Origin of the sequence: Enterobacter cloacae complex sp. 2022EL-00981 (assembly GCF_028737495.1) — a bacterium.
Lineage (GTDB): Bacteria > Pseudomonadota > Gammaproteobacteria > Enterobacterales > Enterobacteriaceae > Enterobacter > Enterobacter cloacae.
The window spans coordinates 253241-278948 of record NZ_JAQZRK010000004.1 but is presented as its reverse complement, the minus strand read 5'-3'; the positions used below and the strand labels follow the sequence as shown (position 1 = coordinate 278948).

26 protein-coding genes are annotated in these 25708 nt (G+C 56.4%); 17 read left to right on the top strand and 9 right to left on the bottom strand.

Annotated features, from left to right (window positions below):
• A partial coding sequence (locus tag PUZ33_RS06360; protein ID WP_274205308.1) for a transposase occupies nt 1-332 on the top strand: 332 nt, incomplete at its 5' end.
• Between the two features lie 72 nt (nt 333-404).
• On the opposite strand, the gene PUZ33_RS06355 is transcribed toward PUZ33_RS06360, so the two are convergent.
• The 6 genes from PUZ33_RS06355 to PUZ33_RS06330 all read right to left on the bottom strand — a co-directional run bounded on the left by PUZ33_RS06355 (nt 405) and on the right by PUZ33_RS06330 (nt 7999).
• Entirely contained in the window at nt 405-1784 is a 1380-nt protein-coding gene (locus tag PUZ33_RS06355; protein ID WP_013098403.1) for an amidohydrolase family protein, read from the bottom strand.
• 1 nt (nt 1785) lies between these two features.
• The gene (locus tag PUZ33_RS06350; RefSeq protein WP_058680909.1) at nt 1786-2742 is read right to left on the bottom strand and encodes a carbamate kinase family protein; all 957 of its coding nucleotides are present in this window, start codon (nt 2740-2742) and stop codon (nt 1786-1788) included.
• Entirely contained in the window at nt 2739-4319 is a 1581-nt protein-coding gene (locus tag PUZ33_RS06345; RefSeq protein WP_013098405.1) for a xanthine permease, read from the bottom strand. Before PUZ33_RS06345 ends, PUZ33_RS06350 begins: the two co-directional genes overlap by 4 nt.
• A gap of 11 nt (nt 4320-4330) precedes the next feature.
• The gene (locus PUZ33_RS06340) at nt 4331-5746 is read right to left on the bottom strand and encodes a DUF1116 domain-containing protein (RefSeq protein ID WP_013098406.1); all 1416 of its coding nucleotides are present in this window, start codon (nt 5744-5746) and stop codon (nt 4331-4333) included.
• Complete coding sequence (fdrA, locus tag PUZ33_RS06335; RefSeq protein WP_062676657.1) at nt 5746-7287, bottom strand: acyl-CoA synthetase FdrA; 1542 nt, start codon at nt 7285-7287, stop codon at nt 5746-5748. Before fdrA ends, PUZ33_RS06340 begins: the two co-directional genes overlap by 1 nt.
• A gap of 106 nt (nt 7288-7393) precedes the next feature.
• Nucleotides 7394-7999 carry an ankyrin repeat domain-containing protein gene (locus PUZ33_RS06330; RefSeq protein ID WP_014832999.1) on the bottom strand — a complete coding sequence of 202 codons (606 nt, stop codon included), beginning with the start codon at nt 7997-7999 and terminating at the stop codon, nt 7394-7396.
• A 318-nt stretch (nt 8000-8317) separates the two neighbouring features.
• On the opposite strand from PUZ33_RS06330, the gene PUZ33_RS06325 reads away from it, so the two are divergent.
• Complete coding sequence (locus tag PUZ33_RS06325) at nt 8318-9247, top strand: LysR substrate-binding domain-containing protein (RefSeq protein WP_020684930.1); 930 nt, start codon at nt 8318-8320, stop codon at nt 9245-9247.
• On the opposite strand, the gene PUZ33_RS06320 is transcribed toward PUZ33_RS06325, so the two are convergent.
• Complete coding sequence (locus tag PUZ33_RS06320) at nt 9244-9402, bottom strand: YqaE/Pmp3 family membrane protein (protein ID WP_013098410.1); 159 nt, start codon at nt 9400-9402, stop codon at nt 9244-9246. The genes PUZ33_RS06325 and PUZ33_RS06320 overlap by 4 nt on opposite strands.
• Nucleotides 9403-9580: 178 nt before the next feature.
• Here PUZ33_RS06320 and PUZ33_RS06315 point away from each other — a divergent pair, with 178 nt between their 5' ends.
• Together PUZ33_RS06315 and PUZ33_RS06310 are read left to right on the top strand one after the other, a co-directional pair.
• The gene (locus PUZ33_RS06315) at nt 9581-10102 is read left to right on the top strand and encodes a rhodanese family protein (RefSeq protein ID WP_058678779.1); all 522 of its coding nucleotides are present in this window, start codon (nt 9581-9583) and stop codon (nt 10100-10102) included.
• 79 nt (nt 10103-10181) lie between these two features.
• A complete protein-coding gene (locus PUZ33_RS06310; RefSeq protein WP_023621597.1) occupies nt 10182-10361 on the top strand; it encodes a hypothetical protein in 180 nt (59 codons plus the stop codon).
• A gap of 38 nt (nt 10362-10399) precedes the next feature.
• Here PUZ33_RS06310 and stpA read toward each other — a convergent pair whose 3' ends face one another.
• Complete coding sequence (stpA, locus tag PUZ33_RS06305; protein ID WP_013098413.1) at nt 10400-10804, bottom strand: DNA-binding protein StpA; 405 nt, start codon at nt 10802-10804, stop codon at nt 10400-10402.
• Between the two features lie 478 nt (nt 10805-11282).
• Between stpA and alaE the strand changes: the two genes are divergently transcribed.
• Nucleotides 11283-11732: an L-alanine exporter AlaE gene (gene alaE / locus PUZ33_RS06300; protein WP_013098416.1), complete on the top strand. Its 450-nt coding sequence runs from the start codon at nt 11283-11285 to the stop codon at nt 11730-11732.
• A 32-nt stretch (nt 11733-11764) separates the two neighbouring features.
• Here alaE and PUZ33_RS06295 read toward each other — a convergent pair whose 3' ends face one another.
• Complete coding sequence (locus PUZ33_RS06295; protein ID WP_274205307.1) at nt 11765-12109, bottom strand: DUF2002 family protein; 345 nt, start codon at nt 12107-12109, stop codon at nt 11765-11767.
• Between the two features lie 160 nt (nt 12110-12269).
• Between PUZ33_RS06295 and PUZ33_RS06290 the strand changes: the two genes are divergently transcribed.
• The 12 genes from PUZ33_RS06290 (at nt 12270) to emrB (ending at nt 25685) form a co-directional block, all read left to right on the top strand.
• The gene (locus PUZ33_RS06290; protein WP_029883716.1) at nt 12270-12596 is read left to right on the top strand and encodes a DUF883 domain-containing protein; all 327 of its coding nucleotides are present in this window, start codon (nt 12270-12272) and stop codon (nt 12594-12596) included.
• Nucleotides 12597-12839: 243 nt separating this feature from the next.
• Nucleotides 12840-13079, top strand: coding sequence for a glutaredoxin-like protein NrdH (gene nrdH, locus PUZ33_RS06285; protein WP_058680911.1), 240 nt, complete (start codon nt 12840-12842; stop codon nt 13077-13079).
• Nucleotides 13076-13486, top strand: a complete 411-nt coding sequence (gene nrdI, locus PUZ33_RS06280) for a class Ib ribonucleoside-diphosphate reductase assembly flavoprotein NrdI (protein ID WP_058680912.1) — start codon at nt 13076-13078, stop codon at nt 13484-13486. The genes nrdH and nrdI overlap by 4 nt, the downstream gene beginning before the upstream one ends.
• Nucleotides 13459-15603 (top strand): class 1b ribonucleoside-diphosphate reductase subunit alpha, encoded by a 2145-nt coding sequence (gene nrdE, locus PUZ33_RS06275; protein WP_058680913.1) that lies wholly within the window; start codon nt 13459-13461, stop codon nt 15601-15603. The genes nrdI and nrdE overlap by 28 nt, the downstream gene beginning before the upstream one ends.
• A gap of 9 nt (nt 15604-15612) precedes the next feature.
• Entirely contained in the window at nt 15613-16572 is a 960-nt protein-coding gene (gene nrdF / locus PUZ33_RS06270; RefSeq protein WP_020684925.1) for a class 1b ribonucleoside-diphosphate reductase subunit beta, read from the top strand.
• Nucleotides 16573-16905: 333 nt separating this feature from the next.
• Complete coding sequence (proV, locus tag PUZ33_RS06265) at nt 16906-18108, top strand: glycine betaine/L-proline ABC transporter ATP-binding protein ProV (protein ID WP_058680914.1); 1203 nt, start codon at nt 16906-16908, stop codon at nt 18106-18108.
• On the top strand, nt 18101-19165 hold the full coding sequence (gene proW, locus PUZ33_RS06260) for a glycine betaine/L-proline ABC transporter permease ProW (protein ID WP_013098424.1): 1065 nt from the start codon (nt 18101-18103) through the stop codon (nt 19163-19165). The genes proV and proW overlap by 8 nt, the downstream gene beginning before the upstream one ends.
• A gap of 9 nt (nt 19166-19174) precedes the next feature.
• A complete protein-coding gene (gene proX / locus PUZ33_RS06255; RefSeq protein ID WP_013098425.1) occupies nt 19175-20170 on the top strand; it encodes a glycine betaine/L-proline ABC transporter substrate-binding protein ProX in 996 nt (331 codons plus the stop codon).
• Between the two features lie 619 nt (nt 20171-20789).
• Nucleotides 20790-21974 carry an MFS transporter gene (locus tag PUZ33_RS06250; protein ID WP_058680915.1) on the top strand — a complete coding sequence of 395 codons (1185 nt, stop codon included), beginning with the start codon at nt 20790-20792 and terminating at the stop codon, nt 21972-21974.
• 314 nt (nt 21975-22288) lie between these two features.
• A complete protein-coding gene (mprA, locus tag PUZ33_RS06245; RefSeq protein ID WP_013098427.1) occupies nt 22289-22819 on the top strand; it encodes a transcriptional repressor MprA in 531 nt (176 codons plus the stop codon).
• Nucleotides 22820-22948: 129 nt separating this feature from the next.
• On the top strand, nt 22949-24121 hold the full coding sequence (gene emrA, locus PUZ33_RS06240; RefSeq protein ID WP_013098428.1) for a multidrug efflux MFS transporter periplasmic adaptor subunit EmrA: 1173 nt from the start codon (nt 22949-22951) through the stop codon (nt 24119-24121).
• Nucleotides 24122-24137: 16 nt separating this feature from the next.
• A complete protein-coding gene (gene emrB / locus PUZ33_RS06235; RefSeq protein ID WP_013098429.1) occupies nt 24138-25685 on the top strand; it encodes a multidrug efflux MFS transporter permease subunit EmrB in 1548 nt (515 codons plus the stop codon).
• Nucleotides 25686-25708: the final 23 nt, after the last annotated feature.

Sequence of the window (25708 nt, the reverse complement as noted above, 5' to 3'; positions counted from 1 at the left end):
AGGACAGGTTCGGTCAGGCGAGGCAGTTCGCGGCGTTCGCGGGGCTGACACCGCGTCAGCATGAATCCGGAAGCAGCATAAACAGGGCAAGCAGGATGAGTAAGGCAGGACATGTCTCGCTTCGCAGAGCGCTGTATATGCCCGCGATGGTGGCGCTGTACAAAACGGAGTGGGGAAAAGCGTTCAGGAGTCGTCTGGAAAATAACGGTAAGGGTGCGAAGCTGATAATCGGAGCAATGATGCGTAAGCTGGCGCAGGTGGCGTATGGCGTCCTGAAATCAGGACGCCCGTTCGATGCCACACTGCACGAGAAAAATGCTTGCGTGGCATAACAGTATCTACAAAATCTGCGGCCTGTTGCCCTCACCCCACCCCTCTCCCACCGGGAGAGGGAGAAATGCACATCAACCCACTGTGCCCCAGACAAGGTTCCCCTTATGGAAGGTCGCGGTGCGCGGAGATATGCGCGCCACCGCCTCGGCGGAACAGGAGGCGTCCACCAGCACAAAGCTGGCGTCGTCCTGCGCTTTCGGCCAGACGCGTTCACCTTTGTCGTTCAGCGGCAGTACGTCACCGGTCGCAATACCTAAAGCGCGGGACAGCGTCTGCTCATTAGGGCGGATATAGAGCTGGGCGTAGAGATTCGCTTTTTCCAGCATGTCCCCCAGGCCGTACGGCGACCAGTGGTCGATCACGCTGTCGGTGCCGGTCATCACAAACACGCCCTTATCGCGCAGCTGCTTCAGCGGCATATGCAGGGTGCCAATCGGCACGGTGGAGGCGATAGTCACCTGCTGCGCCGCCATGCGGGTGGCAATCTCGTCCACCTGCTGCTCGTTGAGCGTGGCCAGCGCAAAGGCGTGGCTGATGGTCAGTTTGCCCTTCAGTTGCGGGGTTTTCTCCACGGTTTCGACCATGTAGTTCACCGCCGCCACGCCCGCCGGGCTGGTTTCGTGCAGGTGAATATCCACCCCTTTGTCATAATCCAGCGCAATCTGGAACATGGTGTCGAGAGATTTCTCCATCGCCCCGTCAACGTTGGTTGGGTCCAGCCCGCCCACGTAGTGCGCCCCGGCCTGCATCGCCTCGCGCATCAGCTTTTCGGAATTCGACAGCAGCAGGCCGTGCTGTGGAAACGCCACGATCTCGCAGTCAAATCCGGGCTTGCGACGCGCCAGCACCGCCTGCAGGTTCTCGAGATTCTTCAGGCCCGAGACCGGCTCAATATTGCAGTGGCTGCGGGCGAGGGTGGAGCCTTTCGACTGGATCAAATCGATCAGCTTTTCGGCGCGCTCCTGGGTATAAGGCTGGAGTTCGGGGAGCAGCTTCTGCTCAAGGCGGATCATATCCTGAATGGTTGTGCCCGCCGGGCGGTTGAGCGAACGCCACGGGCCGCCGTAGAAGGTTTTATCCAGGTGAATGTGCATATCGCGCATCGCCGGGAGCATCAGCTTGCCGCCTGCGTCATAGTGCGGCAGGGTGGCGTCCGCGTGACTTTTGTTATCCCGCAGGGCGACAATTTTCCCGTCTTTGATCTCCAGCGTTTTCAGCTCGGTGCGGGTGCTCGTCGCCACGCCGCCGTCGACGTTAAATCCGGCCTCCAGCAGCACGTTGTCCAGGTAGTAGTGTTTAGCGGTGATGTTCATCGGTTTGCCCGTCTCGCAGGTTGGTTTTGCGGAATCGGCAGCATACGCGACGGAGCCGGTCGCGCCAAACAGCGCACAGGCGGTGACCATTTTGCCGCTCTGGCTGATAAATTCACGGCGGCTTTTATTTTCACTCATCTTATCTTCCTTCATTAACAATATGGGTACCGGTTTCCCCGCGCAGCGCGGCGGGCAGGCAGTCTGGCGAGGTGATGATCACGCGCTTGCCGCCATGGCGTAAAAATTCCAGCGAGGCGACGATTTTGGGCAGCATGCTGCCCGCCGGGAAATGGCCCTCGTCTTTGTAACGCGTCATCTGCGCCACGCTCACCGTGTCCAGCGCCTGCTGATTCGGCTTGCCGAAGTTGACGCACACCTTCTCCACCCCGGTGGTGATCACCAGCACGTCGGCACGGATCTCGCGCGCCAGCAGCGCGGTGGAGAGATCTTTATCAATCACCGCATCAACGCTCTGGTAATCGCCCTGCGCCGAGCGCACAACGGGGATCCCGCCGCCACCCGCGCCGATCACCACAAAGCCTTTTTGCGTCAGGGTTTTGATGGCCTCCGATTCGACAATCCGCAGCGGCTGGGGTGAGGCCACCACGCGGCGATAGCCCCGACCGGAGTCTTCTACGAAATGCCAGTCCGGATGGGCGATTTGTAGTTCATCCCGCTGCGCCTCGCTGAAGAACGCGCCGATCGGTTTCGTCGGGTGCGTAAAGCCGGGATCGTTTTTATCCACCTCCACCTGAGTGACAACGGTGACCGCTTTTTGCTCACCGCGCGCAGACAGGCGGTTGTTAAGCGCCTGCTGGATCAGGTAGCCGATACCGCCCTGCGTATCCGCCACGCAGTTGGCCAGCGGCGTGAGCGGCAGTCCCTCCCGCTCGTGAGCAATTTCGGCGCGGCGGAGATCCAGCCCCACCTGGGGGCCGTTGCCGTGGGTAAGCACGATGTCATAGTCCGAGGCCAGCATCTCCAGCACCGACTCTGCCACCGCCTTTACCGCCTGCGCCTGATGTTCAACCGACTGGCTGGCGTTATCTTTGATAATGCTATTGCCGCCAATGGCGACGACCATAAGCTCTTTCATTTTGTTTCCTTTAGAAGGTGCGTTCTGGTGCCCTCACCCCGGCCCTCTCCCACAGGGAGAGGGGGATTAACAGAGATATCCAGCACATGCTTCACCACAAACATGCCGCCCATCATCAGATACGCCGTCACAAACATCAGCGAACTGCCTTCGGCAAAGCCCACCACCGGGGCGTGGATCACGCCAAACAGCGCCAGCAGTGCGCCACCGGCGGCAGCAACGGCGCCGCGCAGCGGTTTGTTGATAATGGCGAAGATGGCGATGCAGCCCCACAGCATGCTGGCGAGCGGTGCGCCGCTGCCCAGATGCACCAGCCCCTCGTAGTAGATCCCTTTACTGTGCAGCACGTCGGTGCCGATTTTCGCCGCGCTGGTGCCCGCCGCGCCCATCACGCTGTTCATCATGGTCAACGCCCAGTTGGCGATCCACGGGAACAGGCAGATGAAAATCACGGGCACCTCCACTTTGGGCGTTTCCCTCACCACCTGGTTGGCGGTGACAACGCCGATAAACACCAGGATCGGCACGATGGCGGTCATCGGAATGATGGCGAGCATAAACGCCCCCAGCCCGAACAGCGGCACGATAAACATGGTCACGCCGGAGGCCAGCGTGTAGCCGATGCTGGCGCCCATCGCTTTCCAGCCCGCATGACCCACATAGACCGTCACCGGGAACGGATTGCCCATCAGGCAGCCGAGCATGGAGGCCAGGCCGTTCGCCAGCATTACCTTGCGGGTCGGGTACTCGTCTCCCGCCGCGTGGGCGCTTTCAATGTTTTCCAGGTCGAAGATGTAGTTCGCCAGCCCCAGCGGCACGGCAGACGCCAGGTACGGCAGCGCGTGCGGCAAGCCCTGCAGGAAACCTTCTACATGGACTTCGGGCGGGTTAAAGCCGAAAGAGGACATCGAGGCTTTGATTGCCTCCGGGCTTTGCAGGCCGGAGATCCACGCTAACACCGTGCCAGCAATCAACAACAGCAGACCGGTCGGGATCCTGGCGAAGATCGGTTTTTTGCCGAACCAGTTAATGAAGATCAGCAGCAGCACAATGAACGACACGGTGGGCGCTTCAAACGCCTGCAGCATCGGGTTCATCGCCAGCAACAGCAGGCCCAGGCCCGACAGACACGAGAGCAGCACGGTACGCGGGATCATCTTGCGGATGGTCTCCCCCAGGAAAGAGCCGCCCGCCAGAATCATCGCCTCGACAAAGCACCACACCAGACCGATCTGAATGGCAAAATCCGCGTCACCGGTTTGCTGGTAGACCGGCATCAGGACCAGAAAAGTAACGGTAAAAATCGACGGCGCGCTCGGGCCAGAGGGCAGCGCGGTGACGTCCGTCCGTCCGGTGGCGCGCGCCATCTGCAGGCCAAACCACGCGTAGCAGACGCTCGCCACCAGCACCGCCAGCCCGAAGGCCGGCGCGATGCGTCCATAAACAATCTCCTTCGGGATGCCGACGACAAAAATGAGCAACCCCATCATGGTCAGCAAATTGGTCAGGTTGTTGGTCATCAACCCGAAATATGCCGCCCAGTCACCTCTTTTCCACTCCAGTTTCATGTTTTTCATGGATGCTTGCCTTATAAAAAGTAGCGATCGCGGAAGGTCAACAGCGCCTTTTCAAAACAGCTAAACGGCGGGTGCACAATGCCCGCGCCAATCATGCCAATACCGGCGTCTTTGTGGGCAATGGCTGTGTTAATCACCGGCAGAATGCCGCTGCCTGCGACTCGGGTGATGTCGATGGCGGTTGGAATGCCCATAAACGACAGCAGCGGAATGGTGACGTTCGGGTTTTCACCGAGGGTGATTTCGCGCATCTGGCGGGAGAAGTCGATGGCCTCTTCCACCGTGCCGCCCACCAGCGCGACAATCGCCGGGGCCGTCGCCATCGCAAAGCCGCCGATACCGTAGGTTTCCGTGATGGCGCTATCGCCGATATCCAGCCCGGAGTCTTCCGGCTTGTAACCCGCGAACATCGGGCCAATCACCTGCTGCGCCGGGCCGGTGAACCACTGCCCTGGCAGGCCAGAGACGCGCAGACCAAACTCGTAGCCGTTACGCGCCATGGTGGTGACCACGGTGCTGTACTCAATGCCGTGGGCGGCGTCCAGCGCGGCCTTACACATCGCCATCCACGTCGGGCCGGAGAAGTAGTCGCTGCTGGCGACAAACTCAAATACCTCGCGCTGCTGCGCCACCGGATAGCCCGCCTGGATCAGCCCCGGCGTCAGCGCCTGGATCAGCAGTGTGGTGCCCGCGTTGTTGCGGTTGTGGCATTCGTCACCCATGTGCAGCGCCTGAGCCAGCATCAGGCGCAGATCGATTTCGCCGATAATCTTCATGGCGTCGCGCAGCATCGGGCCAAGCACATCGCGCATCCAGTTCAGACGGTCGATGACGCTCTGGTCGTTGGCGCCCATGCGCAGGATCTTCGCCATCTGCTCGCTGAGGTTGGTGTAGGCGCGGTTGCCGTAGGTTTTATTCTCAACGATATGCATAAACATCGACGCGGAGGTAACGCCCGCCATCGAGCCCACGCAGTCGTGCTCGTGGCACGGCGAGAAGGTGATGTCGCCTGAAGCCGCCAGCCTTGCCGCCTCCTCCAGATCGTTCGCCAGCCCTTCAAACACCAGCGCGCCGGTGACAGCGCCTTTCATCGCGCCACACATATTTTCCCAGCTCACCGGAGGACCGGCATGCAGAATGGTGGTACGGGTCATCCCCGGCACAACGTTAATCGCCTGGTCGTACCCCACCAGCACCGGGTGGGACTGAATGATGCGCTCCAGCGCAATCTTGTTGGCGGCAGCGATCTTCTCTGCCAGCGGCTCCGCGGCCAGCTGGTCGAGCGCTTCGACGATCTGCATATTTCCCTGCCCCGGCGGTGCCCAGTCGAGCTGGGTGACGGGGACGTGCTGTTTTTTAAGATCGTCACTGAACAGCGCAATACCGACGTTAATGACGTTCAGCGGTTGGTTGAATAAGGTGGTCATCAGGCGTTCTCCCCTTTGCAGACAAATTCGCGTGCCAGTAATCCGGTGTTAGTACTGCTGCTGGCCCAGATCACGCCGGCATCGGTCAGAAGCTGGCACTGCTGCGCCAGCGACTGGGGATCCTGGTCGGTGCCCAACACGTAGCCGAGGATCTCCAGCGGACGGTTATCGGCTTTCGCAATCGCCTGCGCCTCTTTAATGGCATCGAGCATCACGCCGACCGGATCCTCATGCGCGCCAAAGCCCAGCACGAAGTCCATCACAATTACGCCCACTTCCGGATCGCGCGCCTCCTGCAGCAGGCGGCTGATGCGGTTGGTCGGGTCGATCATCGGGTGCGGTTTGCCGTTGGTGAAATCGTCATCCCCAAAATCGAGGAAGGTGTGAGCCTGGCTGACGTTAATGTCGCGCAGGCGTTTCGCCGGATCGGGCTGAATGTTGCTGTAGACGTCGTCGTACTTCTCAAGCGCGGCGAACATCGCTTCATCACACAGGGTGCCGCCACAGAACAGACCGCGAATGTATTTCTGCTGCGGAGTGAGACGGGCGCGCACCTCTTCAATCAGGGGCCAGTTGAGCGGATGCAGGTCAAGGGACGCTTTGTTGATACCGGTGAGCAGCACGGCCTTCAGGGCCGCCTCTTTGGTGCCGCGGGCGAACTGCAGACCGTCTTCATCGGCGGGCGGTTCGTTGCGTCCAAGGAAGCAGGCGATGACGGGTTTGCGACAGGCCCGGGCACGCGCCAGCACCTTTTCTGCCACCGCTGGCGCTGGCGGTTTGGAGATCAGCGCGATGACCTGGGTGGCATCGTCGGCCTCCAGCATGTCGATGGCGTCGAGCATCATCAGACCACCGATTTTTTCACTGAGATCGCGCCCGCCGGTGCCAATCAGCTGCGATACCCCGCCGCCAAATTCATGAATGCGCACGCTCAGCTCCTGGCTACCGGTGCCGGACGCCCCGACAATGCCTGTCGACCCGCGGCGTACAGCGTTGGCGAAGCACAGTCCTGCGCCGTTGATGATGGCAGTGCCGCAGTCTGGCCCCATCATCAGCAGCCTTTTCTGGTGCGCCAGCTGCTTGAGCGCCAGCTCATCGTCGAGGGATACGTTATCGGAAAAGAGCATCACGTTGAGATCGTTTTCAAGCGCCTTGCGCGCTTCGCGTGCCGCAAACATGCCGTTTACTGAAATCACCGCCAGGTTACTGTCGGGACGGTGGGCTTTCGCGCTGGCCAGAGTCGCGTAGCGTGCTTCATGGGTGCCCGCGCTCTCTTTTCGGGTGAATAACGCTTCAATCGCCGCCAGGGTTTCATCATTGGCCGCGTCGCCTTTAATGACGATCATCAGATCGCCGTTTTTTGCATCCTCTAATTCCGGCGTTAACAGCCCGAGGTTTTTTAATACGCCTTTGTTCATTTCCGTCGCCATCGCCACAAACGCCTGTTCAACGCCTGGCAATTTATTGGCTTTGGTGGAAACGGACATTAATGAGACGGAGTCAAAATACGTGTTCTTTTTAATCACGATTTTTGTGGGCATTATTTTCTCCTGAATGCGGATAAAAGGGGGCCGCCGTCGTGCAAAATGCACGTCGGAAAAATACGTTTGAAATGGGGGCCAGCCGGAAACAGGCTGGCCGAATAAATTACGCGCCCGCCGCCAGCAGCAGGTCAGCTATCGCGTGGTAGCCTTTTTCCCGCGCCAGTTCGAGCGGGGTTTTACCGTATTTATCGGTCATGTGCGGATTCGCACCGTGGTCCAGCAGCAGCTTCACGATCGCCTGCTGTTTCGGGCCGCCGTCATTCAGGACAATGGCTTCCAGCAGCGGCGTCCAGCCGACGAAGTTGGTGTGATTAACGTTAATATCGGTCTTTTCCAGCAGCTCGCGGACAATTTCCACATGTCCTTTCTCACTGGCGGGCGTAATCCCCACTCCGCCGAAGCGCGTCAGACGGTCCAGATCCGGGTTGGCGGGCAGAACAAGCCGCAGCAGGGTTAAATCATTGGTCAGGCAGCTTATCAGGAAGGGATTAAAACAGGTCTGGTCCTGTTTATCTATATCCGCACCGGCGTCAATTAATAACGCGACACAGGGGTAATGTTTTTTCAGGCTGGCAATAACAATGGCGGTTCTTTTCTGACGGTTGGTGGCGTTAATATCGACACCTTTCTCAAGGCAGGCTTTTAGCGCGTCGACATTACCCTGCTCTGCCGCCAGTAAAAATTCCGTCACAAGTTCGTTCGCAGACATACAGACTCCCGATGGTGTGTTGCTGATGACCTGAGAATAGCAACAGCCCTTTCAGAAAAGAATCCGCTTAAAAATCATTCATCGACAGGCAATTCATTGTTGAGTTAAATTCAACGGTTCAGCCAAAACGTGCGTCTGTGCAACCTTTTTCTTATGGGTAAGCGTTTTTTCAGGCCATTCACGGCATTTTGCTTATGACCAAAGAAGCCTTGCATAACAAGGCCTGTAGCTAAACATCAGAACTGTGACCGCCGTCAAATGCGTTGTTGCGCCGCTGTTAAAATATGTTCAAAACTGATGGTAACCCGGAGCCGTAATATGAATTCCATCTTTACTGAAGAGAATCTGCTGGCCTTCACCACGGCGGCGCGTTTTGGCAGTTTCAGCAAAGCCGCCGCCGAGCTGGGTGTGACCACGTCGGCCATCAGTTACACAATCAAACGTATGGAGACCGGGCTGGACGTGGTGCTGTTTGTGCGTAACACCCGCAGCATCGAGCTGACCGAGTCCGGCTTTTACTTTTACCGCAAGGCTACCGATCTGCTGAACGATTTCTATGCTATCAGGCGTGGGATAGACACCATCTCTCAGGGCATCGAGGCGCGGGTACGCATCTGCATCAATCAGCTTTTGTATACCCCACGTCATACCGCGCGGCTGCTGCAGGTGCTGAAAAAGCAGTTTCCCACTTGCCAGATCACCGTCACCACGGAGGTCTATAACGGCGTCTGGGACTCAATCATCAATAACCAGGCCAATATCGCGATTGGCGCGCCGGATACGCTTCTTGACGGCGGCGGCATTGATTACACGGAGATTGGCGCTATCCGCTGGGTATTCGCCATCGCGCCGGAACACCCGCTGGCGTTTGTCCCGGAACCGATCGCGGAAAGCCAGCTGCGCCTCTACCCGAACATCATGGTGGAGGACACCGCGCATACCATTAATAAGAAGGTCGGCTGGCTGCTGCACGGGCAGGAGGCGATTCTGGTGCCGGATTTTAACACCAAATGCCAGTGTCAGATTCTGGGGGAAGGGATCGGTTTTTTACCGGAATACATGGCCCGGGAGGCCGTAGCGGACGGGCTGCTGGTGACACGACGCATCAATAACCCGCGTCAGGATTCGCGCATGCTGCTTGCCACGCAGCATGCGGCGACCGGCCAGGTTACGCGCTGGATCAAACAGCAGTTCGGCCCGCAGGGCGTACTGACCGGGATCTACAGCGACTTACTGTGGCGTACCTAGTTTCTCGTCTGAACCCAAAACGCGTGGATAAGTCCAGGGAAGTAGCCCAGTATGGTCAGAAGGATATTCAGGATAAACGCCCAGCCCAGTCCCTTGCCAAGCAGTACGCCCAGCGGCGGGAGAATAATCGTAAAAACAACACGCCAAAAACCCATAAAGACTCCGTGCAAGCTAACCAATTGAAAATTATAAAAGAGACATCTCTAAGCGTAGCCAGTTTACGGGTAACTGCCATTCGGCTGGCGCGCTTTTACCTGCCTTTACCCTCTTTACACTGGCTTAAATCCTTCTTTAAATACTCTACTACATAAATCACGACCGTAAGGAAACACCATGTCTCTTCCTCTGATTACGCCACAGCAGGCAAACGCGCTTATTGATGACGGCGCAAAGCTGATTGATATTCGCGATCCTGACGAATATGCCCGCGAGCATATTCCCGTCGCACAGTCCGTGCCACTGGACACCTTACCCGGCGCACTGAACGCCGGGGCGGGTGAAACGGTGATTTTTCACTGCCAGTCCGGGGCCAGAACATCGAACAACGCCGCACGTCTTGCCCAGGCGGCGTCGCCTGCTCAGGCCCTGGTGGTCGAGGGCGGTATTCAGGGCTGGAAACAGGCCGGACTGCCGACCGTAGAAGATAAATCCCAGCCGCTGCCGCTGATGCGTCAGGTGCAAATTGCTGCCGGGCTGCTGATTCTGTGCGGCGTGGTGCTGGGCTATACGCTCTCCAGCGGCTTCTTCCTGCTGAGCGGTTTTGTCGGGGCCGGGCTTCTGTTTGCTGGCCTGACCGGATTTTGCGGCATGGCAAGACTGCTCAAGGTGATGCCGTGGAACAGACATACCTCATAAGCAGTAATCGATGAACCCTGCTGTACCCGGCGTGTGACGTGGGCTACAGTGAAGATCGCTAAAACGATGAGGAGGTTCTATGTTTTCTGTCGGTGATTATGTGCAACCGCGTCAGGGCGGCCCGAAACTGAAAGTGCTCGAAGTGAATGGGGATAGCATTGTGGCCGTTCAGGCCAGCAATGAGCAGGGCGAGAAATATACCCTGAAAGCAGCGGATGTTGCGCTGTACACCGAAGACGGTGATTTTGGCGTCTGCTAAACAGACAACCGGGCGGAGTCTTCCGCCCGGCTCACGCATTAGATCAGAAAATCATCCAGTGATTTGCCGTTTTCCAGCGCATTGGCAATAGGCTTCGGCGTGCGGCCCTGACCGGTCCACGTTTTCTCTTCACCGTTCTGGTCAATAAAGCGATATTTTGCTTCACGCGGCTTACGTTTTTTCGCCGATTTACCCGCATGCGCCAGCTCTACACCCAGCAGATCGGACGGTGAAATACCATCGGCTTTCATCCGTTCCAGCAGAGCATTAATTTTCTCCTGCTGCTCAGCACGCTGTTGCTCTAATTCCGCCTGCTCACTACGTTTCTCTTCAGCAACGACCCTGACTTTTTCCAGCATTTCCTCAAGAACGTCCAGGGATAATTCACGCGCCATCGCACGCAGAGTTCGGATATTATTAAGATTCTGTAACGTCAAAGACATATTATTTGAAAACCTTTTAAGTGGTGAGTCGTATAATCAAAGGGAAGAATAATTCATTTCTCACGCAATATCCACCCATCGACGCTTTTTGTCATTATTGTAAATATCTTAAAAGACGCCATTTATATATCCGCTAAAAGCGTTGCCAGCGTGTGTGAAATAAATCATTACACCAATATAAACGGTCAGTTTTAAGACAAATCACAGAACGGTGTACTGCACACGGAGCTCCGCGTTATCGCCTCTGTAACAAACCAATCAACTGATTGATTTTTCTCGACAAAAAGACATACGAGAAACAAAATAACGAAGCGAGCAAAAAACAACCAACTTAAGAGGATTTTGTGGATAAAACGCGCATAAATAAAAATTTATCACTAGTTGTTAGTTTAAAGACAGAGAGATACGCTATACACGTCAAACAAACCAACCCAAACCACTAAGAACATCACTTTTGTGCGTCTCAAGGAGTTCAGCCATGTTCTCACCGCAATCTCGCCTGCGCCACGCGGTAGCGGATACTTTCGCGATGGTTGTCTACTGTTCCGTCGTGAACATGCTGATTGAAATATTCCTCTCCGGAATGACCTTCGAGCAGTCACTTTCTTCGCGTCTGGTAGCGATCCCGGTGAACATTATTATCGCCTGGCCTTACGGCTTATACCGTGATGCCGTGATGCGCTTCGCCCGCCGCATCAGCCCGTCTGGCTGGATGAAAAACCTGGCAGATGTGCTGGCCTATGTGACGTTTCAGTCGCCTGTGTATGTGGCGATCCTGTTGACGGTGGGGGCGGACTGGCATCAGATTGCCGCAGCGGTGAGCTCAAATATCGTGATTTCGATGTTGATGGGCGCGGTGTATGGCTATTTCCTCGACTACTGTCGTCGCCTGTTCAGGGTCAGCCAGTACAGCCAGGCAAAAGCCTGATATGAAGCGACTGGCGTATGCCAGTCGCAGTATTATTGTGCGTCGCCAAACAGTCCCTTCAGAAACCGCTCCAGCGCCGTACGCGAGCTAAAACCATGCGGAATACCATAATGCTCGTGCGTCTCGCCGCCTAAATAGAGCGGAAATTGCTGGTAGTGATCGCAGGTTTTAATATCCGAGGCAGGCTCAGCAAATGACAGACTTCTGTCTTTCAGCGTCGGGTGAATAATAAGAGCGGTACGCCCCATTCTGGCTTCACGATTCACGTAAACATAATTCTCGCCACGGCGATAGCCATACGCTTTTGGCGTCACTTCATCCATGGTGAATCCCGCTTTTTCAAGAACGCGCGCCACCTCATCCGGTCGTAAATACATATCTTTTCCTCGTTATCTTTTCCTGCCCGGCAACCTTACAGTATTCAGCATTAGCAGGGCTTTCAGAATATTCCATAAACGGCCTGATGAGTCGTGACTCGCTTCAGATATTAAATTTCTGAACTAAACTAAACCGGAAGACAAAATTATGGAGGATCGTATGTTTAACAGACCGAACCAAAACGATATTAACGACGACGCTCAGGATATTCGTAATGATGTCAGCAGATTAGCGGACACGCTGGAGGAGGTGCTGAAATCCTGGGGCTCCGATGCGAAGGACGATGCGGAGGCCGCAAAACGTAAGGCTCAGTCTCTGCTGCGTGAAACACGCGCCCGGATGCATGGCCGCTCTCGTGCCACCCAGGCTGCCTGCGACATGGCAAGTTGCGCCACCACCTTCGTTCGTGAAAAACCGCTGTGTACCCTGGGTACGGTCGCGGCGGTGGGTATTTTTGTTGGCGCCCTGCTTAGCCTGCGTAAGTAAGCACGCGTTATCAGCCCCGGTTGCCTCTGGCGCCGGGGCTTTTCTTTGCCTGAAAGCCTGAAAAACCCGTGCAGCCTGCCCTGCCCCGCTGTGCTCATCATTGGGGCGCCATCAATCTGAATTTCCCATATCTTGTATGGTTGAAACTTAGCACAACTACATCTAGTATTCCCTTTAGCAAGACACACACAACCTGACGCGATGCTTCGCGCCGTTCTCTCATTTTAAATGGAAATACGAATCATGAGCATTATTATTTACACTCGTAACGATTGTGTTCAGTGCCACGCGACCAAACGCGCTATGGAAAGCCGCGGGGTGGACTTTGAGATAGTGAATATCGATCTGGTGCCCGAGGCTGCCGATACTCTGCGTGCCCAGGGATTTCGCCAGCTGCCAGTGGTGGTGGCCGGGGAAACCAGCTGGTCTGGCTTTCGCCCGGACATGATTAACCGCCTCGCCGCGCAGGCCGCAAGGGCATGAGTGGGCTGGTCTACTTCTCCAGCAGCTCGGAAAACACGCTCCGCTTTATTGAGCGCGTCGGGCTGCCTGCGGTGCGCATTCCGCTCAACGAGCGGGAGCGTATTCAGGTAGACGACCCTTACATTCTGGTGGTTCCCAGCTATGGCGGCGGCGGTACGGCAGGTGCGGTACCGCGTCAGGTGATCCGCTTTCTCAACGATCCCCATAACCGCGCGCTTATTCGCGGCGTGATTGCGGCGGGCAATCGTAATTTCGGCGACGCCTTTGGTCGCGCCGGGGATGTCATCTCTCAAAAATGCGGCGTGCCGTATCTCTATCGCTTTGAACTGATGGGGACACAGCAGGACGTAGAGAACATGCGTAAAGGAGTGAACGAATTTTGGCAACGACAACCGCAGAACGCGTAATGCAGGCGACACCGGACTACCACGCCTTAAACGCGATGCTTAACCTCTACGATCGCGAGGGGCGCATCCAGTTTGGTAAAGATCATGACGCCGTGGACGCCTTTTTTGCCGCCCACGTCCGTCCAAACAGCGTGACGTTCGCCAGCCAGGATGAGCGTCTCGACTACCTGGTCAACGAAGGGTATTACGAAGAACGCGTGCTCTCCCGTTACAACCGCGCCTTTGTGGTCAGGTTATTTGAGCGGGCCCACGCCAGCGGTTTTCGGTTCCAGACGTTTCTGGGCGCCTGGAAGTATTACACCAGCTACACCCTGAAAACCTTTGACGGCAAACGCTACCTTGAAAGCTTTGAGGATCGCGTAGTGATGGTGGCGCTGACCCTGGCCCAGGGCGATGAAGCCCTGGCTGAACAGCTGACGGAAGAGATCCTCTCCGGGCGCTTCCAGCCAGCCACCCCGACCTTCCTTAACTGCGGCAAGGCCCAGCGCGGCGAGCTGGTCTCCTGTTTCCTGCTGCGTATAGAAGACAATATGGAGTCGATTGGCCGCGCGGTGAATTCGGCGCTGCAGCTGTCCAAACGCGGCGGCGGCGTGGCGTTTTTACTGTCTAACCTGCGTGAAGCGGGTGCGCCAATTAAGCGCATTGAGAACCAGTCATCCGGCGTGATCCCGGTGATGAAGATGCTGGAAGATGCCTTCTCCTACGCCAACCAGCTTGGCGCGCGTCAGGGGGCCGGGGCGGTCTACCTGCACGCCCACCACCCGGACATTCTGCGTTTTCTGGATACCAAACGCGAAAACGCCGACGAAAAAATCCGTATCAAAACCCTGTCGCTCGGCGTGGTGATCCCGGATATCACCTTTAAGCTCGCCAAAGAGAATGCCGACATGGCGCTGTTCTCGCCGTATGACATCGAGCGAATTTACGGCAAAGCGTTTGGCGACGTGGCGATAAGCGAGCTTTACGACGAGCTGGTTGCCGACGATCGCATTCGCAAAAAATACATCAACGCCCGCGATTTCTTCCAGCGGCTTGCCGAAATCCAGTTTGAGTCCGGCTACCCGTATATCATGTATGAAGACACGGTAAACCGTGCGAACCCGATTGCCGGGCGCATCAACATGAGCAACCTCTGTTCGGAGATTTTGCAGGTCAACAGCGCGTCCACTTATGACGAGAATCTGGACTACGCCGACATCGGCAAAGATATCTCCTGCAACCTCGGGTCGCTGAATATTGCCCACACCATGGATTCACCTGATTTTGGCCGTACGGTCGACACGGCAGTTCGCGGCCTGACGGCAGTATCAGACATGAGTCATATCCGCAGCGTGCCGTCCATTGAGGCAGGCAACGCCGCGTCACACGCCATCGGCCTGGGCCAGATGAACCTGCACGGCTATCTGGCGCGGGAAGGCATCGCCTACGGCAGCCCGGAAGGGCTGGATTTCACCAACCTCTATTTTTACACCATCACCTGGCATGCGCTGCACACTTCAATGATGCTGGCGCGCGAGCGCAACCAGCGCTTCGCGGGCTTTGAGCAGTCGCGCTATGCCAGCGGGGAATATTTCAGTCAGTACCTGGAGGGCGACTGGCAGCCGAAAACGGAGAAAGTGCGCGCGTTATTTGCCCGCGCCGGGATCGTTCTGCCCACGCGCGAAATGTGGCAGCAGCTGCGTGACGATGTGATGCGCCACGGCATCTATAACCAGAACCTGCAGGCGGTGCCGCCCACCGGCTCTATCTCCTATATCAATCACGCCACGTCGAGCATTCACCCGATTGTGTCGAAAATTGAGATCCGCAAGGAGGGCAAAACCGGGCGCGTCTACTACCCCGCCCCGTTTATGACCAATGAGAACCTGGCGCTGTATCAGGACGCGTATGAAATTGGCCCGGAAAAAATCATCGATACCTACGCCGAAGCAACCCGGCACGTGGATCAGGGCCTGTCGCTGACGCTCTTCTTCCCGGACACGGCCACCACGCGGGATATCAACAAAGCACAGATTTATGCCTGGAAGAAAGGCATTAAAACGCTCTATTACATTCGCCTGCGCCAGCTTGCGCTGGAAGGCACCGAAATCGAAGGCTGCGTGTCCTGCGCGCTGTAAGGAGAAAGGATGAAACTGTCACGCGTGAGTGCGATTAACTGGAACCACATTCAGGATGATAAGGACCTGGAGGTGTGGAACCGCCTGACCAGCAACTTCTGGCTGCCGGAAAAAGTGCCGCTTTCTAACGATATTCCGGCCTGGCAAACCCTGAGTCATGCCGAGCAGCAGCTGACAATTCGCGTCTTTACCGGTCTGACGCTGCTGGACACCATCCAGAATACCGTTGGCGCCCCCGCACTGATGGCCGATGCGCTGACGCCGCACGAAGAGGCGGTGATGTCGAACATCAGCTTTATGGAAGCGGTGCACGCCCGCTCCTACAGTTCGATCTTCTCGACGCTGTGCCAGACCAAAGATGTGGATGCGGCCTACAGCTGGAGTGAAGAGAGCGAGTCACTGCAGCGCAAGGCCAACCTGGTGCTGGATTATTATCAGGCCGATGAGCCGCTGAAAAAGAAAATCGCCAGCGTGTTTCTGGAATCATTCCTCTTCTACTCCGGCTTCTGGCTGCCGATGTACTGGTCGAGCCGCGGCAAACTCACTAACACCGCCGATCTCATTCGCCTCATCATCCGGGATGAAGCGGTGCATGGGTATTACATCGGCTATAAGTACCAGAAAGGGCTGGAGAAAGTCAGTGATGCCAGACGCGAGGAGCTAAAAGGATTTGCCCTTGATTTGCTGATGGATCTCTATGATAACGAACTGAGCTATACCGAAGAGCTCTACGCCGGAACCGGCTGGGAAGAGGAGGTAAAAGCCTTCCTCTGTTACAACGCCAATAAGGCGCTGATGAACCTCGGCTACGAGGCGTTGTTCCCGCCGGAAATGGCCGACGTGAACCCGGCAATTCTGGCGGCGCTCTCCCCCAACGCTGATGAAAACCACGACTTCTTTTCCGGGTCCGGCTCATCGTATGTGATGGGTAAAGCGGTGGAAACAGAAGATGAGGACTGGGATTTTTAATGAGCGCCTTAACGTTCATTAATTAAATATAAATATTCCAATTTCCTTCCGGATATTTCTCCTTCAGCTACACTGTCATCTCCACGACATATTCGCCTGAATCACTCCGATCCAGGCGAATTCTCCCGATGGCGCAGCAAAAAATTCACAAAAATTCAGATCGCGCTCAGCCCTTTACTCATGGGAAATTCAGCCGTTTCGCTTACTGCAAAATTCAACCCATAAGCAAACCCAGGGTTGCCTTAGAATCTGAGTATGTTAGGGTTATGCCCGTTAACAATTTACCATGGTAATCATATCGACATAAACAAATAACAGGACACTCTCTATTGCATGGCAATTAAATTAGAAGTGAAGAATCTTTATAAAATATTTGGCGAGCATCCGCAGCGCGCATTCAAATATATTGAAAAAGGCCTTTCGAAAGAGCAAATTCTGGAAAAAACCGGGCTATCGCTTGGCGTTAAAGACGCCAGTCTGGCCATTGAAGAAGGCGAGATTTTTGTCATCATGGGGTTATCCGGTTCGGGTAAATCCACTATGGTTCGCCTTCTCAATCGCCTGATTGAACCCACCCGTGGGCAGGTCCTGATTGATGGTGTAGACATTGCCAAAATATCAGATGCCGAACTTCGCGAGGTGCGCAGAAAAAAGATTGCGATGGTCTTCCAGTCGTTCGCCCTGATGCCGCATATGACGGTACTGGATAATACCGCCTTTGGTATGGAATTAGCGGGCGTTGCCGCCAGCGAACGTCAGGAAAAAGCACTTGATGCATTGCGCCAGGTGGGGCTTGAAAATTATGCCCATGCGTATCCGGATGAGCTTTCCGGCGGCATGCGTCAGCGTGTAGGTTTAGCCCGCGCATTAGCCATTAATCCCGATATTTTATTAATGGATGAAGCCTTCTCGGCGCTTGATCCCTTAATTCGCACCGAGATGCAGGATGAGCTGGTAAAATTACAGGCCAGACACCAGCGCACCATTGTCTTTATTTCTCACGATCTCGATGAAGCCATGCGTATTGGCGACCGCATTGCCATTATGCAAAATGGCGAAGTGGTGCAGGTCGGTACACCGGATGAAATTCTGAATAATCCGGCAAATGATTATGTGCGGACCTTCTTCCGCGGCGTGGATATTAGCCAGGTGTTTAGCGCCAAAGATATTGCCCGTCGTACCCCGAACGGCATTATTCGTAAAACGCCAGGTTTCGGTCCGCGCTCTGCTCTTAAGCTTCTGCAGGACGAAGACCGTGAATACGGTTATCTGGTTGAACGCGGCAATAAATTTGTCGGCGTTGTCTCCATCGATTCTCTCAAAACCGCGCTCAGCGAAAACCAGGGAATTGATGCGGCGTTAATTGACGCTCCGCTTGCCGTGGATGCCGAAACGCCGCTCAGCGAGTTGCTCTCTCACGTCGGCCAGGCACCCTGTGCCGTGCCGGTTATTGGTGAAGAACAACAGTACGTCGGCATCATCTCAAAACGGATGTTGCTGCAGGCTTTAGATCGCGAGGGGGCAAACCATGGCTGATCAATCTAACCCGTGGGGCACCACAGAGGCAGCAGACAGCGCTGCGCAATCTGCCGATGCGTGGGGTTCCACGCCAGCACCGGCCGATGGCGGTGGCGCGGCAGACTGGCTCAATAATGCGCCAGCACCGGCACCAGAACATTTCAATATTATGGATCCGTTCCACAAAACGCTGATCCCTCTGGACAGCTGGGTAACGGAGGGGATCGACTGGGTGGTTACCCATTTCCGTCCCGTCTTCCAGGGGATCCGCGTTCCGGTGGATTACATCCTCAACGGCTTCCAGCAGCTGATGCTGGGCATGCCCGCGCCGGTGGCGATTGTACTGTTCTCGCTGATCGCCTGGCAGTTTGGTAGCGCAGGCATGGGGATCGCCACGCTGATCTCGTTGATTGCGATTGGTGCCATTGGCGCGTGGTCGCAGGCGATGATCACCCTGGCACTGGTGTTGACCGCCCTGCTCTTCTGCATTGTCATTGGTTTGCCTACGGGGATCTGGCTGGCGCGCAGTCCACGGGCGGCGAAGATCGTTCGTCCGCTGCTGGATGCGATGCAAACCACGCCAGCGTTCGTTTATCTGGTGCCCATCGTCATGCTGTTCGGTATCGGCAACGTGCCGGGCGTGGTGGTGACCATTATCTTCGCCCTGCCGCCGATTATTCGTCTGACAATACTCGGGATTAACCAGGTGCCTGCGGATCTGATTGAGGCCTCCCGTTCGTTCGGTGCCAGCCCGCGGCAGATGCTGTTTAAGGTTCAGCTCCCGCTGGCAATGCCCACCATCATGGCGGGGGTTAACCAGACGCTGATGCTGGCGCTCTCGATGGTGGTGATCGCCTCGATGATTGCCGTTGGCGGGCTGGGTCAAATGGTACTGCGCGGTATTGGCCGCCTCGATATGGGGCTGGCGACCGTCGGCGGCGTGGGCATTGTGATCCTCGCCATTATCCTTGACCGCCTGACCCAGGCTGTCGGTCGTGATTCACGCAGTCGCGGCAACCGTCGCTGGTATACCACCGGCCCTGTCGGGTTACTCACCCGCCCATTCAGAAAATAAGGAACAACGATGCGACATAAGGTACTTTTTGCCACAGCGTTTGCCACCCTTGTCTCCACCAGCGCATTCGCCGCGGACCTGCCGGGTAAAGGCATTACCGTGCAGCCGGTGCAGAGCACCATTTCGGAAGAGAGCTTCCAGACGCTTATCGTCAGCCGCGCGCTGGAGAAGCTGGGTTATACGGTCAATACGCCGAGCGAAGTGGATTACAACGTCGGCTACACCTCGATTGCCTCCGGTGATGCGACCTTCACTGCCGTCAACTGGCAGCCGCTGCACGACGATATGTACGCCGCGGCTGGCGGTGATAAGAAGTTCTACCGTGAAGGCACCTTCGTGACCGGTGCGGCGCAGGGTTATCTGATCGACAAGAAAACCGCCGACCAGTACCACATCACCAATATTGAGCAGCTGAAAGATCCGAAGATCGCCAAACTGTTCGACACTAACGGCGACGGCAAAGCCGATATGATGGGCTGCTCGCCGGGCTGGGGTTGTGAAGCGGTGATTAACCACCAGAACAAAGCGTACGGTCTGGCGAAAACCGTCGACGTGAGCCACGGCAACTACTCAGCGATGATGGCCGACACCATCGCCCGCTTTAAAGAGGGCAAACCGGTGATTTATTACACCTGGACCCCGTACTGGGTGAGCGACGTGCTGAAACCGGGTAAAGATGTGGTGTGGCTGCAGGTGCCGTTCTCCTCCCTGCCGGGCGAGCAGAAAGATATCGACACCAAACTGCCGAACGGCATGAACTATGGCTTCCCGGTGAATACGATGCATATCGTCGCCAACAAAGCCTGGGCGGAGAAAAACCCGGCCGCCGCCAAACTGTTCTCGGTAATGAAGCTGCCGCTGGCGGACATCAACGCCCAGAATGCGATGATGCACGCGGGCAAATCGTCTGAGGCGGATGTGAAGGGCCACGTTGACGGCTGGATTAAAGCCCACCAGCAGCAGTTTGATGGCTGGGTGAAGGAAGCGCTTGAGGCGCAGAAGTAAGTTTTTCCCCTCACCCCGGTTCTCTTAATCATTCCCTCTCCCTGTGGGAGAGGGATCCCCATCAATAATGCCTGCACAGACGGCCCCCTCTCCCTTTGGGAGAGGGCTGGGGTGAGGGGGAACATACGGCTATGGAGGTCATTCCGTTCACTTCATGTTCCTTGCTACTCTGCAACAATATGATCCGTGAACGTGCCAGGGCGGCTCAATCGCCGCCGCCCTGGCGACCCGGGCTCCCGGCGGTAAATCGCCGCTTCGCGGTGCCCTCGGCTTATTCCTTCCGGCTTATCGGGGACGGGCGGATGTAACGTCCCTGTAAAGCCGCCCTCTCGGCGCATCCATGCGCCTCGCCCCGGCCTGCAGGAAACGCCTCAGCGATTTACAGCCGGACCAGGGCGTCGCTGTAAGTCATTAATTTTTCTGAAACAACTTTCGTCGCTTCCGGTAAAAAATTACTGGGGAACCCTCAGCCATGTGGGAGAGGGCCGGGGTGAGGGCACCAGACCGCACCATCCCCTAAACCGCACAATCCATCACCCAACAATCCCCCATCCTTCACAATCATTGGTTATTATTGTTTCCGGAAAAATAATCACTTAACTAATGATTTCTGAAACCCATGACAAAAACATCTCAGGGGCTTAGCCCCGCGCTTATTCTTTTAATGTCCGTGGCAACGGGTCTGGCGGTCGCCAGTAACTACTACGCTCAACCTCTGCTTGATACCATCGCCCGGGCGTTTAACCTTTCTGCCAGCTCGGCAGGCTTTATTGTCACCGCCGCGCAGCTCGGCTATGCCGCCGGGCTGCTGTTCCTGGTGCCGCTCGGCGACATGTTTGAGCGCCGGATGCTGATTGTCTCCATGACCCTGTTGGCCGCAGGCGGCATGCTGATCACCGCCAGCAGCCACTCTTTAACAATGATGATTATCGGCACCGCGCTGACGGGTCTGTTCTCCGTGGTGGCGCAAATTCTGGTTCCACTGGCCGCCACCCTCGCCGCACCGGAAAAGCGCGGCAAAGTGGTGGGCACTATCATGAGCGGCCTGCTGCTGGGGATACTGCTGGCACGTACCGTAGCAGGTCTGCTGGCCAGCCTTGGCGGCTGGCGTACCGTCTACTGGGTGGCAAGCGTGCTGATGGTGGTGATGGCGCTCGCGCTCTGGCGCGGCTTGCCGAAGGTGAAGCAGGAAAATCACCTGAACTACCCTCAGCTTCTGGCCTCCGTGTTCAGCCTCTTTACCCGGGATAAACTCCTGCGCACCCGCGCGCTGCTGGGATGTTTCACCTTCGCCAACTTCAGCATCTTATGGACGTCGATGGCCTTTCTGCTGGCTGCACCGCCATTTAACTATTCCGAAGGGGTGATTGGTCTGTTTGGTCTGGCCGGTGCGGCGGGGGCCCTCGGCGCGCGTCCGGCAGGCGGGCTGGCCGATAAGGGCAAATCTCACATGACCACCAGCGCGGGACTGGTGCTGCTTCTGCTCTCCTGGGCGGCCATCTGGTACGGTCATACCTCCGTGCTGGCGCTGATCGTCGGCATTCTGGTGCTCGACCTCACCGTACAGGGCGTGCATATCACTAACCAGACCGTGATTTACCGCTTGAAGCCAGACGCGCGAAACCGTCTTACTGCCGGGTACATGACCAGCTACTTCATCGGCGGTGCTGCGGGCTCGTTAATTTCCGCCTCGGCGTGGCAGCATGGCGGGTGGACAGGCGTGTGCGCGACAGGAGCCGTTGTCGCCGCACTAAACCTGGTAGTATGGTGGCGCGGATACCATCGTCAGGAAGCCATTCACTAAGTTTTACATAGCTTTGGGCCTCTTAGGGTGTAAAGGGGCCCCTCACTCTGTTAATGTAAACGTAATCATTTATCCCAGAAATTTTAATGTGGGTGACATATTTTCAAACGGCATGAATAGTTCAGACCCCTGTCCTCACATCCTCTCTTTCGCGGGTTCACCCCCCTCTCTTTCTGTGCTCACCGGGTCACGGACTTACCCGGCGCTTTCTGATAGTGACATTAGTTTGGCGGATTTAACCGCACAAATAATTCATTTACATTATTTGTCACTATCGTTACTATATCGGCTGTAATTAATGAGGTTATGCCCAAATGGATAGTTCGTTTACGCCCATTGAACAAATGCTTAAATTCCGCGCCAGTCGTCATGAGGACTTCCCGTATCAGGAAATCCTGCTGACCCGCCTGTGCATGCACATGCAGGGGAAACTGCTGGATAACCGTAATAAGATGCTGAAAGCTCAAGGGATTAACGAGACGTTGTTTATGGCGTTGATTACGCTGGAGTCTCAGGAAAATCACAGTATTCAGCCGTCTGAGCTAAGCTGCGCGCTGGGTTCGTCCCGTACTAACGCCACCCGTATCGCTGATGAGCTGGAAAAGCGCGGCTGGATTGAACGCCGTGAAAGCGATAACGACCGCCGTTGCCTGCATCTGCAACTGACCGACAAAGGTCACCAATTCCTGCGTGAGGTGCTGCCACCTCAGCACAACTGCCTGCACAAACTCTGGTCTGTTCTCAGCACAAGCGAGCGCGACCAGCTTGAGCACATCACTCGCAAGCTGCTCACCCGTCTGGATCAGATGGATGAAGATGGCGCCATCCTTGAGGCGCTGCGCTAACGCGACGACACGCTCGAACATCCAGATTTAATAAAAGAAAACTGACAGGCCAGCACGTGACACTGCTGGCCTTTCTGACAACAGGTCGGCTCAGCCGATGTGAAAATAAGAAGATCGTGGAGAACAACAATGAGCGCAAATGCGGAGAACACAACCCCGCAGCAACCGGCCAACAAGAAAGGCAAACGTAAGAGCGCCCTTCTTCTGTTGACCTTGCTCTTTATCATTATTGCCGTGGCATATGGGATCTATTGGTTTTTAGTATTGCGTCATGCAGAAGAGACAGACGACGCATACGTGGCAGGGAATCAGGTACAAATTATGGCGCAGGTGTCGGGCAGCGTGACGAAAGTCTGGGCTGACAATACCGACTTTGTGCAAAAAGGGGATGTGCTGGTCACGCTGGATCCGACCGACGCTCAACAGGCGTTTGAAAAAGCACAGACCGCGCTGGCCTCCAGCGTGCGTCAGACCCGTCAGCTGATGATCAACAGTAAGCAGCTGCAGGCCAACATCGACGTGCAGAAAACCGCACTCGCCCAGGCACAGAGCGACCTGAACCGTCGCGTGCCGCTCGGCACGGCCAATCTGATTGGCCGTGAAGAGCTGCAGCACGCCCGCGATGCCGTTGCCAGCGCCCAGGCGCAGCTGGATGTGGCTATTCAGCAGTACAACGCAAACCAGGCGATGATTCTCGGTACCAGCCTTGAAAACCAGCCTGCGGTACAACAGGCGGCGACCGAAGTGCGTAACGCATGGCTTGCCCTGCAGCGTACCAAAATCGTCAGCCCGATGACCGGCTACGTCTCCCGTCGTTCCGTACAGCCAGGCGCGCAGATCAGCCCAACCACGCCGCTGATGGCGGTCGTGCCGGCGGACAATCTGTGGGTTGATGCGAACTTCAAAGAGACGCAGCTTGCCCATATGCGTATCGGCCAGACCGCAACTGTTATCAGCGACATTTACGGCGACGACGTGAAGTACACCGGTAAAGTGGTGGGTCTGGATATGGGTACCGGCAGCGCCTTCTCGCTGCTGCCTGCGCAAAACGCCACCGGTAACTGGATCAAAGTGGTGCAGCGTCTGCCTGTGCGTATCGAGCTTGATCCTAAACAGCTGGCAGACCATCCGCTGCGTATTGGCCTCTCCACGCTGGTAACGGTGGATACCGCTAACCGCGACGGCCAGATCCTGGCAAGCCAGGTACGCAGCACCCCGGCTTATGAAAGTAACGCCCGTGAAATTAGCCTCGATCCGGTCAACAAGCTGATCGATGACATCGTGAAGGCAAACGCCGGTTAATCCGAAGGTGAGCGTTATGCAACAGCAAAAGCCGCAAAAACCGCTGGAAGGCGCGCAGCTGGTCATTATGACCATTGCGCTGTCGCTGGCGACATTCATGCAGGTGCTGGACTCCACCATCGCAAACGTGGCGATCCCGACGATCGCCGGGAACCTTGGCTCGTCATTGAGCCAGGGAACCTGGGTCATTACCTCGTTCGGGGTGGCAAACGCCATCTCCATTCCGATTACCGGCTGGCTGGCGAAGCGCGTCGGTGAGGTGAAGTTGTTCCTGTGGTCAACGGTGGCGTTTGTGCTGGCCTCCTGGGCGTGCGGGATGTCCAGCAGCCTGACGATGCTGATTTTCTTCCGCGTCATCCAGGGGATTGTCGCCGGGCCGCTGATCCCCCTTTCGCAAAGTTTGCTGCTGAGTAACTACCCGCCTGCAAAACGCTCCGTCGCGCTGGCGCTGTGGTCAATGACCGTGATCGTCGCGCCTATCTGCGGGCCGATTCTCGGCGGGTACATCAGCGATAACTACCACTGGGGCTGGATCTTCTTCATCAACGTTCCGATTGGAGCGGTTGTGGTTCTGATGACGCTGCAATCCTTGCGCGGTCGTGAGACCCGTACCGAACAGCGGCGAATCGACAGCATTGGTCTGGCGCTGCTGATCCTCGGTATCGGCAGTCTGCAGATCATGCTCGACCGGGGTAAGGAGCTGGACTGGTTCAACTCGCAGGAGATCATCATCCTGACCATTGTCGCGGTGGTGTCGCTGAGCTTCCTGATTGTCTGGGAGCTGACCGACGACAACCCGATAGTCGATCTCTCGCTGTTTAAGTCGCGAAATTTCACCATCGGCTGTCTGTGTATCAGCCTCGCCTATATGCTCTACTTCGGCGCGATTGTTCTGCTGCCGCAGCTGCTGCAGGAGGTGTATGGCTATACCGCGACCTGGGCGGGTCTGGCCTCTGCGCCTGTTGGGGTGATCCCGGTGCTGCTGTCGCCAATCATTGGCCGCTTTGCCCATAAGCTCGATATGCGCAGGCTGGTGACCTTCAGCTTCATTATGTATGCGGTGTGCTTCTACTGGCGGGCGTATACCTTTGAACCGGGGATGGACTTTGGCGCCTCTGCGTGGCCGCAGTTTATTCAGGGCTTCGCGGTAGCGTGCTTCTTTATGCCGCTGACCACCATCACGCTGTCTGGCTTACCGCCTGAGCGTCTGGCGGCCGCGTCGAGCCTGTCGAACTTTACCCGTACATTAGCGGGCTCCATCGGGACATCGATCACCACCACGCTGTGGACAAACCGGGAATCGATGCACCATGCGCAGCTGACCGAAGCGGTAAATCCGTACAACCCGAATGCGCAGCAGATGTATAGCCAACTTCAGGGGATGGGCATGACGGAACAGCAGGCGTCCGGCTGGATTGCCCAGCAGATCACCAACCAGGGGCTGATTATCTCGGCTAACGAGATTTTCTGGATATCCGCGGGGATCTTCATCGTCCTGCTGGGGCTGGTGTGGTTTGCCAGACCGCCGTTTGGTGCCGGCGGTGGAGGGGGTGGCGCGCACTAGTCCTCTGCGTGAAATGCCCGGTG